Below are 14,244 nucleotides of genomic sequence, written 5' to 3' on the forward strand. Positions count from 1 at the left end.
TTGAAACTCGCCACGATTCGCACCCCGGGCGGCTCCGTCGCTGTACGGATCGACGGGGAGCACGCCGTAGAACTCGGTGCCCCGGATGTCGGCGCGCTACTGGCGGAACCGGACTGGCTCACGACGGCCGGAGCAACAGGGGGGAGGCGATTCGCAACGGCCGACGTGGAGTACGCCCCCGTAGTTGTCAACCCGTCGAAGATCATCTGCGTGGGCCTGAACTACCGCACCCATATCCTCGAGATGGGGCGTGAACTGCCCACGTACCCCACGCTGTTCGCCAAGTTCGCCGATAGCCTGCTGGGCGCACACGACGACATCGCCCTGCCCGACGTCAGCGACGAGGTCGACTGGGAAGCCGAACTTGCCGTGATCGTCGGACGCTCCGCCCGCCACGTCACCCCTGCACAGGCAGCATCCGCGATCGCCGGCTACACCGTGCTCAACGACATCTCGATGCGCGACTGGCAGTGGCGGACCGTGGAATGGCTGCAGGGCAAGGCCTTCGAGGCCAGCACTCCCGTCGGACCGTGGCTGGTCACCCCCGACGAGGTCGACGATGCCGCTGATCTAGCCATCACGTGTGAGGTCAACGGGGAGGTCATGCAGTCGAGCCGTACGTCGGACCTGTTGTTCCGGCCGGCCGATCTGGTCTCCTATATCAGCCGGTTCACGACGTTGCGGGCCGGTGACGTGATCGCGACCGGCACACCGGGCGGTGTCGGCGCGGCGCGTGACCCGAAGACGTTCCTGGCAGACGGCGATGTGGTGCGCACGGTCATCGACGGGTTGGGCCCGTGCGTGAATCGTTGCGTGAAGGAGGGCACTTCGTGAGCGATAGCGGCGGGAGAGCGAGCGAATCCCCCCAGCACCATCAGGTTCGCGGCGACGCGTGGCCTCCCGAGGTGAGCTCAGCGCTGCGATGGGTCCAGGACGGGCAACGACTCGTCGAGCAGACCGTAGCCGCGCTGGACGACGATGTACGACTTCCCTCGGCGCTGCCGCGCTGGAGCCGGGGGCACGTGATCACGCACCTCGCGCGCAACGCTGATGCGCTGGTCAACCTGCTGGAGTGGGCGCGTACTGGAAACCCGACGCCGATGTATTCCTCCCGGCATCAGCGGGACGCCGAGATCGAGGCGGGGGCGGAGCGCCCGCTCGGAGAGCAAGCCGGTGACCTGGCCGAATCCGGACGCCGATTCGCCGAGGCAGCGGCACGGTTGACCGAACACGGGTGGTCGGCGCGGGTTACCAGCGCGCAGGGCCGTGACATACCCGCGTCCGAGGTGCCATGGATGCGCGCCCGTGAGTTGTGGCTCCACGTGTTGGACCTGGACGCAGGTGTTGCCATGGACGACCTTCCCGACGACATCGCCGAAGCGCTGGTGCGCGACGTGGCGTCGTGGATGTCCTCCCGGATCGATACCGCGATCGAACTGCGGCCGCACGGCCACCCGCCGGTGCGGTTCGGGCCGGCAGCGGAAACCCCGAGCGCAGTGCTGAGCGGTCCGGCCTGCCGCATCGCAGGCTGGCTCACCGGGCGTACGAGCGCCGACGAGCTGCACCGAGACGGCGTGGTGCCCACCCTGCCACGGTGGCTCTAGGGGCAGGTAGCGGCTCGGGTGCAGCAGCGCTGTGGCAAATACATGCTCGGCCCGAAGCTCAGGGTCGCGCCCCGGACGGTGCTCGGATTCCTGCGTCATCGCGGTGTGGCGTACCTGCGCGAGTGCGATCCGATGACCGGGAAGGTTGTCCGTGGTTGACAGGTCAGATCTTCTTGACCGTGAACCCGCCGTCCACCTTGAGGAGCTCGCCGGTGATGAACGAACTGTCCGAACCCAGCAGAAAATCGACGGCTGCGGCGATCTCGGAGGGTTCGCCGGGGCGTGCAAGCGCGTGCCACGATCGCACCACGGACTCGTCCATGACACCCTGCGCGATGAGCTCGTCGTACATGGACGTGCGCACATCGCCCGGCGCGATGGCGTTCGCTCGGATTCCGTACTCGGCCCATTCGCACGCGAGCGTCCTGGTCAGCGATCTGATTCCCGATTTGGCCGCAGCGTAGGCTGCCCGACCCGGTGCGCCGTAGTCCATCGCGACCGAGCAGAGAGTCACGATTGCGCCCCCGCCGGCACTCATCATGTACCGTCCAGCTGCTTGGCAAGCGAAAAGCGTGCCGTCCAAATGCACGCCGACGATGTGCCGCCAGAGCTCCGCTCCGATAGACACAGTCGCATCATTGCTGACGACCCCCGCCGCGGTTACCAGACCTGTCGGCGGTCCAGCCCACGCGACGGTCCGTTCTACAGCATGGCTTACAGCCATCTGATCGGAAACATCGCACGCAAACGTTCGGACACTGTGCTCGTCGTCAAACGGCTCCGGGTTGAGGTCGAGTACGCTGCAGCGCACGTTCGGGTCGCTCACAAGACGGCGGACAGTCTCTCGTCCGATGCCGTGCGATCCTCCGGTCACGATGACATGCGAGCCACGACTGTCAGCTGCCATGCTTGCTCTCCTCGACGGTATTGAACGAAGAACTCGCCCGAGCGATGGCCTCCCAGTCCAGACCCAGGCCCAACCCGGGATCGGTCGGCGGGGCGATCGTGCCGGCGGATATGTCGACGGTTCTCGTTCGGAACCGGTCGGCTGCGTCGAATCTGCCGTCGGCCGGAAAGATCTCGACGTACTCAGCGTCGACAGCGGAGTGTGCGAGATGTTGGTGGATCTCCGGGTAGATGTGACATCCGACCGGGTAGCCGCGGTCATGAGCCTTACGGATCACTGCTGCGGCACCGGTCAGACCCCCGATGGTGGTGGCATCCACCCGCACGACGTCTGTGCGGTCGAGAGCGGTCAAGTCGTACAGCAAATAGGGATCGGTGGTCTCGTCGCCGAACGCGATCTTCGTGTCGAAAGCTTCGTGGGCGATGTCACTGTTCCGTAGCATCTGACCCGGGTAAGGATCCTCGATCCACTCGACATTCAAACCACTGAGCGAACGTGCCACTGCACGCCCGTCCTCAACCGACCTAAGAGTCCAGATCATGTCCACGACGACGGACAGATCTGTGTCGCGTGCCTCCGGCGCGACGGTGTCGATCATCCTGCGCATCGTGTCGGGGTCGTCCAGGCAGGCAAACTTCACCGTACGTATCCCCGTCTCGAGCGTTGTCTCGACGCTGCGTCGGATACGAGCCGTCTCTCCCGTCGCGGGGAGGTAACCGTCCACCGACATCAACATCGGCGATGAGCCCTCGCCTGGCCCGATGAGCTCACTGACCGGGCTTTCCAAGTGCACTCCGCAGGCGTCCCACATGGCGATGTCCAGCAAGCTCAGGGCACGCCGCACGCAGCTGTCGCCGCTCAGGACTCCGAGCTGTTGGCCCACCCGGTGGTACGTATCTGCGGGGGCACCGATGTACTCGTCCAGGTACAAGGGCGCGACCATACGTTCGATTGCCGACGCGACCGGCAGTAGCCTGGTAATCCCGTAAGAGCAGCCGTGGGCCCCGGAGTCGGTGACGATCCGAACGAAGGTGTACTCCCGGTCAGTGACCGTGTGACTGCCCATGATGACCGGCTCGGTCAGCGTGAATCGAGCTTCGGCCACGTCGATCCGTTTGATCGAGGGGAAGTCCGCCGCCGTCATTCTTTCGCCACCACCCGCGCCTGCTCGACGATGCTCTGGACGTCCGGTATCAGCGCGCCCTGCAGGTTCGGTGCCGCCGGTATGCGCACATCGGGCGCGCCGAGGCGTGCCACCGTCGCCCGCTCCAGCTCGGGATGCCGCTCGGCTATCCGCGCCGCAACCTCAGCGCCGAAACCAGCCATCATGTTCGCTTCGTGGACGATCAGCACCCTACCCGCCGACGAGGTGACGGCTTCGTCGATCGCGTTGTCGTCGAGCGGCGAGAGCCACCGCAGATCGAGGATCGACGCCTCGATTCCATCGCCGGAAAGCGTCTCGGCCGCCTCGAAGCACTGACCGAGCATTGCACCCCAGGTGACGATCGCCAGGTCGGTGCCAGCGCGGCGCCAACGCGCTCCTCCGATGGTCTCGTCCGGCTGGTCCGGCCAGACAGGCCCTTCATCCTGGTACAGGACGCGCGACTCGATTAGGACGCAGGGATCGGCATCCTGCGCCGCAGCCCGCAACATGGCGTACGCGTCGTGCTGGGTAGCCGGAAGACCGACGTTGATCCCGGGAACGTGCGTGAGCAGCGCCTCCACACTTTGCGAATGCTGGGCACACGATCCGGGTGTGACACCTTGCTGGGTGCGCACGACCATCGGAGCGTGCAGCTCGCCCCGGCTCACATAGCGGACGTTGGCCGCTTGGTTGACTAGCTGATCCAGCGCAACGAGGAGGAAGTCGGCCCACATGATTTCCACGATGGGGCGGAGACCCGCCATGGAGGCGCCAACAGCGGAGCCCAGAATGGCACTCTCCGAGATCGGCGTATCGAAAACGCGCTCAGGCCCGAATTCCTTCTGCAGCTTGCGGCTCACGCCGAAGATCCCGCCGGCCTGACCGACGTCCTCACCATAGACCACGGTACCCGGACGTTCCCGCAACTCGGAGCGTAGCGCGAGGTTTACCGCACGCTGGTAGGTCAACCGCGTCGCTTCGCCGCTCGGGGTTCGGTAATGGGTCATGCCACCCGGCACCGCGGCAACATGCTCGCGGGCAGTGTCGGGATCTGGGAAGGGCATCGCTTCTACGGCCGCCAGCACACGGTCGATCTCGCGCTGTGCGTCAACGTCCAGCTGATCCAGCGCCGCGCTTGTTGCCTCGCCGGTCTCCACCAAGGAACGACGCAAACGTGCCAGCGGTTCGTCGTGTTCGGCCTGTTGGACGTCGGCTTTAGGCCGGTAATGTTGGATGTCGCGGTTGTAATGCCCGGAGAGCCGTACCGTGCGGCATTCGAGGAATACCGGACCGGCGCCGCGCACCGCGGCGGCGCGGGCCTGGCAGACTGCATCCTGTACCGCCGCCGCATCGCATCCGTCGACCACCCAAGCGTCGATCCCGTAACCCGCGACACGCTCCGTGAGCGGTGCACGGATCATGGAGTCGATCGGGGTCATCTCGGACCAGCCGTTGTTCCCGCAGATGACGACCAACGGGAGTGAGCGCGCTGCGGCGAACACCAGGCCTTCGTGCGTTGCGCCCTGGTTCATGGCGCCGTCACCAATCGATACCGCGACCACGCCATCACCTGCCCACGCCGCGTGCATCGCCAATCCACACGCGACGGGAATACCGGCGCCGACGATCGAATTCTCGCCGTAGAATCCGTACCCGGGCGCAGTCAAGTACGCGGAACCGCCACGACCACCGTTGATCCCATCCGCGCGATGACAGATCTCGCCGAGTAGTCCGTCGAGCGGAACACCGGACGATATTGCCCACCCGTGGCCGCGATACGTCGCTACAACCGGATCTGCGGAAGCGAGGGCCGCACGTGCCCCGACCGGGATGGCTTCCTGGCCGAGGCACACGTGCACCGACCCTGCGATCCTTTGCTGGACGGACAGGTCCAAGCACGTTCGTTCGAATGCTCGAACCACCGACATGCGGCTATACGCCTCGACTCCAGCGAGCCGTTCAGCACTCATGGATTTCACTCCACTCATCGATCTGCCGTCGCCTGCCGAGCGGAGCGACGGGCGGACAAAACTTTCGCCATGGCGCGTCCGAGCAGCAGACTCAGCAGTGCCAACAAGAGCAACGTCGAGACAGCCGCGATTACTGGGCTGATCTCGGTCTGTAGGAAAGAGAAGATGCGCACCGGGAGCGTCTCACCGTGCACGCCCGAGACGAAGACAGCGATCACGATCTCGTCGAACGACATGATGAACGCGAACAGTGCCGACGCCGCGAGCGCAGGACGTAACGAGGGAATGGTGATCTGCCAGAACGTTCGAAGCTTGGATGCCCCGAGCGTCCACGCTGCGCGTTCAAGTGTCTCGTCGAAGTTCTGCACGGCACCCGACATCACCAGTACCACGAACGGTAAGCCTAGCGTGGCGTGTGCCAGCACAAGCGCCCATACGGAGCCGACCATTCGCAGGTCGGAGTAGACCGCATACAGGCCGATCGACAGTACGATCAGGGGAACGGTCAATGGCAGCATGAGGGCACTTCGTATCAGCTGCTTGCCGCGGAAGCGCCCGCGCACGAGGCCGAGTGCGGCCAGCGTGCCAACCGGCGTCGCGATGGCGGCAGCAAGGAATCCGACGAGGAGGCTGCGCCACAACGAGGCCGTCCAGCCACCGCTGTCCAGGAACTCGATATACCAGCGCATCGACCATTCTGGTGGGGGGAACTCGAGGAAGCGGGTGGAGTTGAAGGAGACGGGTACGACGATCGTAACCGGTGCGATCAAGAACAGCACCACCCCGATCGCCACGATCCAGAGCAGGATCGAACTCCGCTTGCTCGATACACGCGCCGTTGCACTCATCGCCGCACCGCCCCGAACAGCTTGTCCAGCCCGACCAGTCGATCCATGCTGACGAACAGCACGATGGACACAGCGGAGAGCAGCACTGCCGACGATGTTGCCGATCCCCAATTCAGGAAGAATGTCTGCCGCTCCATGAACACCGAAAGCGTCATCTCTCCTGGCCCGCCGAGCAGCGACGGAACCACGAAGAAGCCAGTCGCGAGAATGAAGACCAGCATCGATCCGGCGAACACGGCCGGCAGGCTCTGCGGCAGGTAGACCCGGCGGAACGCCTGGAACGCGGAAGCTCCCAGCGTTTGCGCTGCTACCGTCAGCCCGCGATCTATGCCCACCATGCCGCCGTACAGCGCAAGGATCATATAAGGGAGCAGGTAATGAACCATCCCGATGATTACTGAGACTCGGTTGAATAGGAGGTCGAGTGGTTCGTCGACAAGGCCGATACTCACGAGCGCGTCGTTGACGATGCCGTTGCGGCCCAATATGACCATCCATGCGTACACGCGCACGATAAGGCTGATCCAGAACGTCGTGACCACGACCAGCAGGAAACGTCGTGTCACGCTCTCACGGAAGCTGGTGATCAGGTAAACGAACGGGTATCCGAGCAGCAAGCACATCACTGTGGACGCGACTGAGATCTCCATCGTGATGCGCAGTGTGGACCAGAATACACCACTCTGGAACAGCTCTTGGTAGTTCGCCAGCCCGTCGCCGAAGCTGATCATCACGATTCGGACGACCGGAACGACGGTGATAGACCCGACAAGGATGAGAGCTGGGAGCAGGAACCCGATCCCACGAGGTAGCCGGAATTGCCGCACCCGCGGCGCGATCACTGAGCGAGTCGCCATTTGCTGAACCGTTCCTCGGCAGACTCACCGTTCTCATACCACCATTGCTCGTCCTGGACCGTCACGACGTCCATGTTCGGTCCGTAGGTGGCAACGAAAGGACGAGCGTCCTCGTTGATCAGATCGTCCGTAGCAGTGTTCGTGTTGCCGTATCCCACCTGGTTCGCCGTCGACGCGCCGACCTCGGGCAGCTGGTAGGTCGCGAGCAGCGCGTATGCGGATTCCGGGTTGGGCGCGCCGCGCGGGATGACCCAGTAGCTACTGGCCATGATTCCCGAGTCCCAGGCCACGCCGAGATAGTCGATGTCGTCTTCGCTCTGGGCGCCGAACGGGCGACCGTTCCACACCGTGCTCATGACGCATTCACCATCGGCTACCAGTTGGATCGACTCTGCGCCCGCGTTCCAGAACGTCGCGATGTGCGGAGCGAGTTCGTCGAGCTTTCCGATTGCCCGCTCGACATCGAGTGGATACATCTCGTCGGCGCCGACGCCGTCAGCGGCCAATGCGATCTCCAGGTTGTACAGCGCTTGCTCGTGTATGCACCGTGGCCCTGGGAAGTCCTCCACGTTCCACAGGTCGGTCACAGAAGTCGGCTGTGGTTCACCCTCGGGGAACTCGCGCTCGTCGAACATCAGGATGGTGGCAAACGGCGCATGCCTGATTCCGTGCGTCGCCACCGCCTCGGGCATCATGTCGTCCCAGTCGCCGCCCAACTGCTCGAAATACTCCCGGAATCGCTCCTGGTCAAATTCAGTTAGCAACTCCTGTTCGACTGCCTCGAGGTACTGCCCTCCCGTCTCGATCTCGGTGACGTCCCACTCGACGTTGCCGGATTCCACCTGCGCACGAAGTCTGGAGAGGTCAGCCGGGGAGCTCGTTCGAACATCAACGCCGGTCTCGTCCGTGAATGGTGCCCACCAAGACTCCTGCCAGATCTCGTCCACCACGCCACCAGACGTGTTCAAGTTCACCGAACCGCTGAGGCTTTTGATGTCCACTGGGCCGCCGGACTGTTCGTCGGCTTGGTCATTGCCAGACGTGCCCGGTGATGTCGGTTCGCCGCATGCAGCAATCAGGCTCGCGATCGCCATGAACGCGAACAACGTTGTTGCTCTCTTGTTCATCAAGCTCTCCCATCCGGGTAAGTGGATCTGCGCTACTCTGACTTCTCAGCCTCAGGCTGGTCAGTAGGTCCACGCTCGAAAACTAATGTGTTCTCCACAAGGAAGTGGAACGATGCTGGTTCCCCGGTTCTGATGTCGTTGCTTTCTGGCGGCACGCACGCGACCACCCTCATCCCGTGGGTGTGGTCGACACCGTCAACGTATATGGAAGCACCGGCATATCTGATTTGTTCGACGGTGAGACCGAGCGAATTGACGGCTGTGCCATGCGGTGTGGACGCGGCCACCGACACCTTTTCGGGGCGCACTGCGACTGTTACGGGAGTATCGACCGCGAGTGAGCCCGACGACAGTCGTGCCAATTCGCGCGACACCCGAATCGGTCCGAGCCGAGTGTCGACGTACACGTTCTCGCCGTCCGATCCTGCTACTGCACCGGGGATGAAGTTCATCTTGCCGAAGAATCCGGCAACGAAGTCGTTGTGTGGAGCGCGATACAGGTCTCTCGGAGATCCCATTTGCTCGATCCGACCGTCTCGCATCACTGCGATCCGGTCGGAAAGAGCCATCGCCTCGTCCTGGTCATGCGTCACGTATACGCACGTAACGCCCAGTCGTTGCTGTAACTGACGCAGTTCCAACTGCATATGCTCGCGCAGGTTCTTGTCCAGAGCCCCCAGCGGCTCGTCCATGAGCAACACCTGGGGTTCGTACACGAGTGTGCGCGCGATCGCCACGCGCTGCTTCTGGCCACCGCTCAGCTGAGCCGGGTACCGATCGCCATGCTCGCTCAGCTGCACAGTGTTCAATACCGCGTCGACCGTCTGCCTGATCGTGCCGGCATGCACGCGCCGCACCTGCAGCGGGAAAGCACAGTTCTGGTACACGGTCATGTGCGGGAACAAGGCGTAATCCTGAAATACGACGCCCATTTCCCGACGTTGAGGAGGCACGCTGGTCACGTCCCGACCATTCAGTAGTACCTGTCCTCGGGCTGGAAACTCTAACCCAGCCAACAGGCGAAGTACGCTGGTCTTGCCGGCGCCGGAGGGGCCCAGGAAGGTTACGAATTCGCCGGGGGTTATCCGTGCTGAAACGTCGTCCAAGGCGTGAACCTTGCCGGCGTCGTAGATCTTGGTCAGGGAAATGAGATCGATCTCGGCCCCTCTGCGCTCTTTTGTCTCGCCGTCATTGTCCGGCGAGTGGCGCCTGTCGGAAACCGGTGGAGAGGGAGATGTCATTGTCGCAGGGCCTCGTTCCATGTTTTCCGTCACCTTTTCGTGCTCGGAGGTGTAGTAGCGTGGATGCGAGCGCGGAAGGGCGTGCTGATGTTACCTTGATGCGAGCGGCCAGTCGCAATTCGTTTCGGTCCCTTGTCTTGGGGATTTACTCCGTAGTGATTGCTCCTTCGACCGACACGGCAACCGACCTGGTGGCAGAGATCAGAGATTCACGTTTTTCGGCGAAACGAGAAGTTGGAGCCGATATGGAGAATGCCGCGACCGCGTATCCACCGGTCAGCACCGGTACCGAAACGCAACTGACGTCGGCATGGAATTCCTCTTCGTCTATTGCGTAACCACGCTCGCGTGTGCGTTTCAGTTCCTCGTCGAAACTGTCTTTGTCAGTGATCGTTGACTGTGTCACCGGGCGCATCGGGTTGAGTTTCAGGTACGCGTCTCGTGTTTCCGCTCGGGCAAAGGCCAGAAGAGCCTTTCCCGTTGCCCTAGCGTGAGCGTCGACGTAGGGTCCCGACGGCACCTCGACTCGAAGCGGCTGCTGACTCTCGATCGACGCGAGCATTCGAATATCGGTGCCGCGCCAGGCCGCTACATACGAAGTCTCACGCGTCTGATCGGCCAGCCTTCGCAAGGCGCCAACCATGTATTCCGGAGCGCTGTCGTCACGGTAGAACGCCTCTGCCAGGAGGAGCACCTGCGGGCCGAGTACATAACGTGACTGATCGCCACGCGCCAAGAGTCCTTCATCTACCAGAGTGCTCAATAGATGGTGGGTTGTGGGCACAGCTAGTCCAAGAGCCGTCGCAAGCCCCTTCGCAGTGCCATCGGTGCTCCCGTTGACTACCGCCATGAGGAGTCGGGAGGCGCGTTGGACGGCTTGAACTCGTGTCTCACTACCCGAATCAGCGTCGACCATAGCTACTCGATTTCATAATATGAAGTACGATTTCGATATTGTCGAGACTAAGCGGCGGCGACCGTGGGCGTCAAGCATCGCGTTGATGCGATCAGGGACCTGGACCTGTACTTCTCGCTGGCCGCAGCGGATGCTGGAGAGGTAGTTCACTTCGCGACGGCCAAGTACGTTCCTGGTGCGCAGTACGGGGTCACCAGGGTGTGGGTATCGCCCTGCAACGACGACGTTCGACGTTGTGCCCGCGGTGTGAGGCTGGTGAACAGCTCTCGGCAGGTCGGTGACTACCAGACCTCGTCGGCGAAGCTCCTCGGCCGCTCGATTGTCCAATGAGTACAGTCGCGCATGTGATGGGATTGCTCATGCTGCCCGGTGCATCGACGGTATGGGCCATTTGTCTCGGCCTGATGACGGTGCGGTAGGGATGCGCGAGCATGCACAGCGTGATGTGGCAATCCCACCCGGTCCATCGCCGTATCTGGTCGTGATCTAGGTCGTGTTCGTCTTTGGCGGTGCGCATGGCTTCTTACCCATCCATCGACGATCAGCCTCAAAGTTCCGTCAACAGCGAAGACAGACTGAGCAAGATCGAAAAAGGTGCGACTGTAGTAGCAGTGGTCCTGTGCTAAACGCCTAGACTACGAACGGATCACACGAGCGCACCCCATACATCGCGACGTCGGACGTGACCCTCACCGGAACGACTCGTGCAGCTGTGCGGCCTCGGTACGCAGCTGTTCGAGCAGCGCCGTCGCGGCCGGTGTCAGTGGCTGGTCGGCGGCCAGCGTGACTCCGACGTTGCGGCGGATCCCGCGCAGCGGGGTCGGAAGGATCTCGAGCTGGTCGTCCTCCTCGGCGATCAGTAGGGGAAGCGCGGCGATGACGTCCGTGGACACCAGCAGGTGTCGCAGCGTGAGCAATGAGGTGCACTCGACACGGTCCGCCGGCAGGTCCAGGCCCTCCTGCGTGAACGACTCCTCCAGCTCGGCACGCAACGCGGTCTGGTCGACCGGCAGGATCCACGGGTAGTCGAGCAGGTCGGCGAGTGCGGGGGAATCCAACTCGTGGGCGGCGTGCCCGCGGCGCGCGACGAGCCGTATCGGCTCCATGTACATGTGCTCGACGCTCACCCGGCTGCCATTGCTCGTGGAGGTCAGGCGCCCTACGGTCATGTCGATGTCGCCTGCGAGCAGCGCAGCGTGCAGTGCGTCCGGTGTGGCCTCCCGTACCACGACGGTGAGGTTGGGCCGCTCGGCCTTCAGCGCGGCGATCGCCCTCGGCAGCAGCAGGTTCGACCCCGCGAGGTGGGTGCCTACCGTGACCGTGCCCAGCTCCGCATTGGAGAGCTGGGTCAGCTGTCGCTCGGAGTGCCGCAGCCGTGCGAGCACGGCGCGGGCGTCGCTGATGAAGGAGTCCCCGTAAATGGTGGGGGAGACACCGCGGGAGGTGCGGTCGAAAAGGGGCACGTCGAGGATCTCCTCGACCTCGTGCAGGCCCCGGGTAACCACGGGCTGCGTGACGTGCAGGTTCTCTGCGGCGCGGATGATGCTGCCGTGCTCGGCGATGGTGGTGACGAGGACGAGATGGCGAATCTTGAGCCGCCCGTCGAGTATCCGCTCGGTCGTCATATCCGGGATTCTATGTCCGTATGGGTATGGCGGGCTACGGGAAGAGTATTAGTTGGATATGTATTTCCTATCTACCGTCGTAGTCAGCGGAGCAAACACGTCAGGAGAGGCTAGATGGAGCACGTCGTTCTCGGCAGCGGTGGCGATCCGCAGCTCAACACCGAACGAACCGCGCCGGCGACGGCGATCGTGCACGAGGGCGGGATCCACGTCGTCGACTGCGGCAACGGCGTCGCGCGCCAGCTGACGCGGGCCGGTGTTGACCTGCGTGACCTCGCCACGTTGGGGAGCACGCACCACCACAGCGAGCATGCGGCACTTCAGGCAGCCTGATACGTCCGCAGCCGAGGCCGGAGCTGTGGCAGCGGCCGCCGCGCGGGCCCGCTCGCGGTTCGACGGCGAGATCGTCGTCTCGCACGACCTGCTGCGCGTCTGAGGACCCGCACACACGCCGCCGGATCCGGCCACGACCGTACGAGGAGCAGACCATGTCAACGAGCGCCACGCCCGCCGTGCGGGACAGCGGGGAGCGGTATCGACGCACGGAGCTGTACAACGTCGTGGACGGGGACTCGATCGACGGCGTTGGCACGTTCGACAAGTACAGTCCGGTCGACGGTAGTGCGGTCGCGTCGGTGCACGAGGCGGGCGATGAGATCGTCGACGCCGCCGTCGGGTCGGCGCGCCGAGCCCTCGACGGTGAGTGGGCGCGCTGGACAGTGGCTGAGCGTGCGGGCTTGCTGCGTCGGGTCGCCGATGTCATCGAGGAGCGTGCCGAGGAGCTTGCGGCCGCGGAGGTTGCGGACACCGGTAAACCGCTGGCCACCGCCCGCGAGCTGGACGTGGCTCGGGCCGCGGCGAACTTCCGCACTTTCGCAGATGTGGTGTCGGCCTCGGGGCTGGATTCGTTCCTCACCGAGACGCCGGACGGGCGGCGCGCATTGAACTACGCCGTGCGCAGGTCGCTGGGGGTGGTGGCGGTGATCGTGCCGTGGAACCTGCCCCTGTTGCTGCTGACCTGGAAGGTGGCTCCGGCGCTGGCATGCGGCAACGCCGTCGTGGTCAAGCCGTCGGAGGAGACCCCGTCGACGGCGACGATGCTCGCCGAGGTGCTTCGCGAGGCGGGGGCACCGCGCGGTGTCTACAACGTCGTGCACGGCTTCGGGCCCGGGTCGGCAGGCGAGTGGTTGACGGCCCACCCGGACGTGGACGGGGTGACGTTCACCGGCGAGTCGTCGACAGGTGCGGCGATCATGCGCGCGGTCGCCCCGCACGTTCGGCCCGTGTCGTTCGAGCTGGGTGGGAAGAACGCCGCGGTCGTCTTCGCCGACGCCGATCCGCAGCGCGTCATCGACGGGCTGGCCCGGTCGGTGTTCACCAACACCGGCCAGGTGTGCTTGTGCACCGAACGGCTCTACATCGAGCGGCCGGTCTTCGACGAGATCGCGGCGGGCCTTGCCGAGCGCGCGCGCAAGCTGATGCTGGGCAGGCCCGAGGATCCGGTGACGACTACCGGGCCGCTGATCTCGACGGAACATCGCGAGAAGGTGCTCGGCCACTACCGGATCGCCGAGCAGGAGGGCGCCGACACGATGGTGGGCGGCGGTATACCCGAGCTCGGCGCCGAACTCGACGCGGGCGCGTGGATAGAACCGACACTGTGGACGGACCTGGACAACTCTGCGCGCACGCTGCGGGAGGAGATATTCGGTCCGGCTGCCGCCCTCGTGCCCTTCGACACCGAGGACGAGGCCGTGCGGCTGGCCAACGACACACGTTACGGGCTCGCCGCGTGTGTGTGGACACGCGACCTCGAGCGGGGCCACCGCGTCGCGCAGCGCATGCGGGTCGGGATGTCCTGGGTCAACACGTGGTACTTGCGGGACCTGCGCTCCCCGTTCGGCGGCATCGGCCTGTCCGGTATCGGCAGGGAGGGTGGCGCGCATTCGCTGGACTTCTACACCGAACCGACCAATGTGTGCGTGGCACTGTGAACGGAGGGCGT

Annotated in this window: 14 protein-coding genes; 5 read left to right on the forward strand and 9 right to left on the reverse strand. The window is 64.1% G+C overall.

Annotated features, from left to right (window positions below; genetic code table 11):
* Entirely contained in the window at nucleotides 1-834 is an 834-nt protein-coding gene (locus H0B56_RS01730) for a fumarylacetoacetate hydrolase family protein (protein WP_180891143.1), read from the forward strand.
* Complete coding sequence (locus H0B56_RS01735; RefSeq protein ID WP_180891144.1) at nucleotides 831-1,604, forward strand: maleylpyruvate isomerase family mycothiol-dependent enzyme; 774 nt, start codon at nucleotides 831-833, stop codon at nucleotides 1,602-1,604. The genes H0B56_RS01730 and H0B56_RS01735 overlap by 4 nt, the downstream gene beginning before the upstream one ends.
* Before the next feature lie 163 nt (nucleotides 1,605-1,767).
* Here the strand turns inward: H0B56_RS01735 and H0B56_RS01740 are convergent, their stop codons facing one another.
* The 9 genes from H0B56_RS01740 to H0B56_RS01780 all read right to left on the reverse strand — a co-directional run bounded on the left by H0B56_RS01740 (nucleotide 1,768) and on the right by H0B56_RS01780 (nucleotide 12,239).
* The gene (locus tag H0B56_RS01740) at nucleotides 1,768-2,511 is read right to left on the reverse strand and encodes an SDR family NAD(P)-dependent oxidoreductase (protein ID WP_180891145.1); all 744 of its coding nucleotides are present in this window, start codon (nucleotides 2,509-2,511) and stop codon (nucleotides 1,768-1,770) included.
* Nucleotides 2,501-3,655, reverse strand: coding sequence for a mandelate racemase/muconate lactonizing enzyme family protein (locus H0B56_RS01745; RefSeq protein ID WP_180891146.1), 1,155 nt, complete (start codon nucleotides 3,653-3,655; stop codon nucleotides 2,501-2,503). The genes H0B56_RS01740 and H0B56_RS01745 overlap by 11 nt, the downstream gene beginning before the upstream one ends.
* Complete coding sequence (locus tag H0B56_RS01750) at nucleotides 3,652-5,625, reverse strand: alpha-ketoacid dehydrogenase subunit alpha/beta (protein WP_180891147.1); 1,974 nt, start codon at nucleotides 5,623-5,625, stop codon at nucleotides 3,652-3,654. The genes H0B56_RS01745 and H0B56_RS01750 overlap by 4 nt, the downstream gene beginning before the upstream one ends.
* A gap of 14 nt (nucleotides 5,626-5,639) precedes the next feature.
* On the reverse strand, nucleotides 5,640-6,473 hold the full coding sequence (locus H0B56_RS01755; RefSeq protein WP_180891148.1) for an ABC transporter permease: 834 nt from the start codon (nucleotides 6,471-6,473) through the stop codon (nucleotides 5,640-5,642).
* Entirely contained in the window at nucleotides 6,470-7,204 is a 735-nt protein-coding gene (locus H0B56_RS01760) for an ABC transporter permease (RefSeq protein WP_246360831.1), read from the reverse strand. Before H0B56_RS01760 ends, H0B56_RS01755 begins: the two co-directional genes overlap by 4 nt.
* Nucleotides 7,205-7,311: 107 nt before the next feature.
* A complete protein-coding gene (locus H0B56_RS01765) occupies nucleotides 7,312-8,457 on the reverse strand; it encodes an extracellular solute-binding protein (protein ID WP_180891150.1) in 1,146 nt (381 codons plus the stop codon).
* A gap of 32 nt (nucleotides 8,458-8,489) precedes the next feature.
* Nucleotides 8,490-9,698: an ABC transporter ATP-binding protein gene (locus H0B56_RS01770; protein WP_180891151.1), complete on the reverse strand. Its 1,209-nt coding sequence runs from the start codon at nucleotides 9,696-9,698 to the stop codon at nucleotides 8,490-8,492.
* Between the two features lie 145 nt (nucleotides 9,699-9,843).
* On the reverse strand, nucleotides 9,844-10,614 hold the full coding sequence (locus H0B56_RS23145) for an IclR family transcriptional regulator (protein WP_180891152.1): 771 nt from the start codon (nucleotides 10,612-10,614) through the stop codon (nucleotides 9,844-9,846).
* 689 nt (nucleotides 10,615-11,303) lie between these two features.
* Complete coding sequence (locus H0B56_RS01780; protein WP_180891153.1) at nucleotides 11,304-12,239, reverse strand: LysR substrate-binding domain-containing protein; 936 nt, start codon at nucleotides 12,237-12,239, stop codon at nucleotides 11,304-11,306.
* 114 nt (nucleotides 12,240-12,353) lie between these two features.
* Between H0B56_RS01780 and H0B56_RS01785 the strand changes: the two genes are divergently transcribed.
* Genes H0B56_RS01785 through H0B56_RS01790 form a run of 3 tightly spaced genes read left to right on the forward strand, consistent with a single transcriptional unit; the run spans nucleotide 12,354 to nucleotide 14,233 of the window.
* Complete coding sequence (locus H0B56_RS01785; protein WP_180891154.1) at nucleotides 12,354-12,572, forward strand: MBL fold metallo-hydrolase; 219 nt, start codon at nucleotides 12,354-12,356, stop codon at nucleotides 12,570-12,572.
* Nucleotides 12,550-12,675, forward strand: a complete 126-nt coding sequence (locus H0B56_RS23150) for a hypothetical protein (RefSeq protein WP_281373554.1) — start codon at nucleotides 12,550-12,552, stop codon at nucleotides 12,673-12,675. The genes H0B56_RS01785 and H0B56_RS23150 overlap by 23 nt, the downstream gene beginning before the upstream one ends.
* A 52-nt stretch (nucleotides 12,676-12,727) precedes the next feature.
* Nucleotides 12,728-14,233, forward strand: coding sequence for a 2-hydroxymuconic semialdehyde dehydrogenase (locus H0B56_RS01790; RefSeq protein ID WP_180891155.1), 1,506 nt, complete (start codon nucleotides 12,728-12,730; stop codon nucleotides 14,231-14,233).
* The last annotated feature ends 11 nt before the right edge of the window (nucleotides 14,234-14,244 follow it).

Source organism: Haloechinothrix aidingensis, from assembly GCF_013450155.1.
GTDB lineage: Bacteria > Actinomycetota > Actinomycetes > Mycobacteriales > Pseudonocardiaceae > Haloechinothrix > Haloechinothrix aidingensis.